Below are 2,897 nucleotides of genomic sequence, written 5' to 3'. Positions count from 1 at the left end.
CACGCGCGCCCAGCCGGCCGAGCGCGGGCAGTTCGTCGAGGCTGGCTTCGGCTGGCTGGGCCGCGTGCAGGCGCGCTTCGGCTGACGCGCCGGCCGCGGCGAGGCCTCAGCGCTTCGCCGGCGGCAGGTCGGTGCAGGAGCCGTGTGCCACTTCGGCCGCCATGCCGATGCTCTCACCGAGCGTCGGGTGCGGATGGATGGTCTTGCCGATGTCCACCGCATCGGCGCCCATCTCGATCGCCAACGCGATCTCGCCGATCATGTCGCCCGCATGCGTGCCGACGATGCCACCGCCGACGATGCGGTGCGTGGCCTCGTCGAACAGCAGCTTGGTGAAGCCTTCGTCGCGGCCATTGGCGATCGCACGACCCGAAGCTGTCCAGGGGAACAACCCCTTCTTCACCTTGACGCCGCGCGCCTTGGCCTCGTCTTCGGTCAGCCCGACCCAGGCCACTTCCGGATCGGTGTAGGCCACGCTCGGGATCACGCGCGCGTTGAAGGAGCTCGTCGCGAGCTTGGCGTCGCCGAGCACCGCGCCGGCTGCCACCTCGGCCGCCACGTGGGCCTCGTGCACCGCCTTGTGTGCCAGCATCGGCTGGCCGACGATGTCGCCGATCGCGAAGATGTGCGGCACGTTGGTGCGCATCTGGATGTCGACGGGGACGAAGCCGCGCTCGCCGACCACCACGCCGGCCTTCTCGGCACCGATCTTCTTGCCGTTGGGCGTGCGGCCGACGGCCTGCAGCACGAGGTCGTAGACGCCCTCGCTCTTCGTGCCGTCCAGGCCCTCGAACTGCACGCGGACGCCGTCCTTCGTCGCTTCGGCGCCGACGGTCTTGGTCTTGAGCATCAGATTGTCGAAGCGCGGCGCATTCATCTTCTGCCACACCTTGACGAGGTCGCGGTCGGCGCCCTGCATCAGGCCATCGAGCATCTCGACGACGTCGAGCTTCGCGCCCAGCGTGGAGTACACCGTGCCCATCTCCAGGCCGATGATGCCGCCGCCGATCACCAGCATCTTCTTCGGCTGCTGGCGCAACTCGAGCGCGCCGGTCGACGTGACGATGCGCGGGTCGTCCTTCGGCAGGAAGGGCAGCTTCACTGCCTCGGAACCGGCCGCGATGATCGCTTGCTTGAAGCGGATCGTCTGCGGCGCGCCGTCCTTCACCAGCACGACCTTCAGGTGATGTGGATCGACGAACTCGCCGCTGCCGGTCACCACGGTGACCTTGCGCATCTTGGCCATCGCGGCCAGGCCGCCGGTCAGCTTGCCGACCACCTTGTCCTTGTGGGCCTTGAGCCTCGCGAGGTCCACACGGGGCTTGCCGAAGCTCACGCCCAGGGCCTCGAAGTGCGAGACCTCGTCCATCACCGCGGCAACGTGCAGCAGCGCCTTCGACGGGATGCAGCCGACGTTCAGGCACACGCCGCCGAGCGTCGCGTAGCGCTCGACCAGCACGACCTTCAGGCCGAGGTCGGCGCCGCGGAAGGCGGCCGAATAACCGCCGGGACCGGCACCCAGCACCAGCAGGTCGCACTCGACGTCGGCACCGCCGGCGTAGCTGGCGGCTGATGGCGCCACCGCAGCCGCCGCGGGTGCAGCGACTGCCGGCGCCGCGGCAGCCGCGGACGATGCCGCCGGCTCGGCGGCCGCACTGGCCGCATCGAGCGACAGGATCACCGAGCCCTCGTTGACCGTGTCGCCGACCTTCAGCTTCAGCGCCTTCACGACGCCCGCGTGCGAGGACGGGATCTCCATCGACGCCTTGTCGCTCTCGACGGTGATCAGGCTCTGGTCGGCCGCGACGGTGTCGCCCGGCTTCACCAGCAGCTCGATCACTGCCACGTCCTTGAAGTCGCCGATGTCGGGGACCTTGATATCGATCATTGCCATGTCCGCGTCCCTCTCACAGCAGCACCCGGCGGAAGTCCGCCAGGATCTGACCGAGGTAGGCGTTGAAGCGAGCCGCCGCCGCGCCGTCGATCACGCGGTGGTCCCAGCTCAGCGACAGCGGCAGGATCAGGCGTGGCTGGAAGGCCTTGCCGTCCCAGCGCGGCTCGGTGCTGCTCTTGCACACGCCGAGGATGGAGACTTCGGGCGCGTTGATGATCGGCGTGAAGTAGCGTCCGCCGATGCCGCCGAGCGAGCTGATGCTGAAGCAACCGCCGTTCATGTCGGCCGGCCCCAGCTTGCCGTCGCGTGCCTTCTTGGCCAGCTCGCTCATCTCCTGGCTGATCTGCAGCACGCCCTTCTTGTCGGCGTCCTTGATCACCGGCACGACCAGCCCATTGGGCGTGTCGGCCGCGAAGCCGATGTGGAAGTACTGCTTCAGCACGATCTGCTCGCCGTCCAGGCTGGCGTTGAATTCGGGGAACTTCTTCAGCGCCGCCACGCAGGCCTTGATCAGGAAGGCCAGCATCGTGACCTTCACGCCGGACTTCTCGTTCTCCTTGTTGAGCTGGACACGGAAGGCCTCGAGTTCGGTGATGTCGGCATCGTCGTGGTTGGTGACGTGCGGGATCACGACCCAGTTGCGGTGCAGGTTGGCGCCGCTGATCTTCTTGATGCGCGACAGGTCCTTGCGCTCCACCGCGCCGAATTTCGCGAAGTCGACCTTGGGCCACGGCAGCAGGTCGAGCCCGGCGCCGCCGCCCGCAGCGGGCGCCTTGGCGGCCTGCGCGGTGCGCGTCTCGCCGGACATCACGCCCTTGACGAAGCCCTGCACGTCCTCCAGCGTGATGCGACCCTTCAGGCCGCTGCCCCTGACCTCGGCCAGCGGCACGCCCAGTTCGCGGGCGAAGCGGCGCACCGACGGCGAGGCGTGCGGCAGATGACCCTGGGGCGCCGTCGGCTCGTGGGCCGGCAGCGCGGCCGTCGGCGCGGTGCGCTCGACCGG

2 protein-coding genes are annotated in these 2,897 nt (G+C 68.9%); both read right to left on the bottom strand.

The window, feature by feature from the left end:
• Positions 1-106: 106 nt before the first annotated feature.
• A complete protein-coding gene (gene lpdA / locus Y694_RS20950) occupies positions 107-1,894 on the bottom strand; it encodes a dihydrolipoyl dehydrogenase (RefSeq protein WP_036236242.1) in 1,788 nt (595 codons plus the stop codon).
• A 13-nt stretch (positions 1,895-1,907) separates the two neighbouring features.
• A partial coding sequence (locus Y694_RS20945) for a 2-oxo acid dehydrogenase subunit E2 (protein ID WP_036236240.1) occupies positions 1,908-2,897 on the bottom strand: 990 nt, incomplete at its 5' end.

Origin of the sequence: Methylibium sp. T29-B (genome assembly GCF_000576225.1) — a bacterium.
Classification (GTDB): Bacteria; Pseudomonadota; Gammaproteobacteria; order Burkholderiales; family Burkholderiaceae_C; genus Methylibium; species Methylibium petroleiphilum.
The sequence above is the reverse complement of the archived record's forward strand: the minus strand, read 5'-3'. Positions and strand labels throughout refer to the sequence as shown.